General features: G+C 48.0%; 1 protein-coding gene. It reads right to left on the bottom strand.

Annotation, left to right across the window (positions count from 1 at the left end):
• Window positions 1-12 precede the first annotated feature (12 nt).
• On the bottom strand, window positions 13-256 hold a 244-nt coding region (locus SB775_RS31430), incomplete at its 5' end, for an alpha amylase C-terminal domain-containing protein (RefSeq protein WP_410865193.1).

Here is a 256-nt window from a genome sequence, read left to right as displayed (position 1 = left end):
CTACTTTTTCCTTCACAATAAACCACTCCCATCTTTTCTCTTTTTCCAGATATTCATCGTGAACGGCGGCAACTCAAGCTTCAATGAAAAAGGCTGGCCATCGCAAGGCACATCAAGCGTTTCTGCCGTCCGCTGCAACTCTTCCGCCGTGCCGCCGAACTGTGCTGCATTCGTGGAAAATATTTCTTCGTAGACCCCTTTTTGCGGTGCGCCAACATGGAAATCTTGGTACTGGTGTTCGGAGAAATTGCATAAG

It is taken from the genome of Peribacillus sp. SIMBA_075 (genome assembly GCF_046534585.1).
The sequence above is the reverse complement of the archived record's forward strand: the minus strand, read 5'-3'. Positions and strand labels throughout refer to the sequence as shown.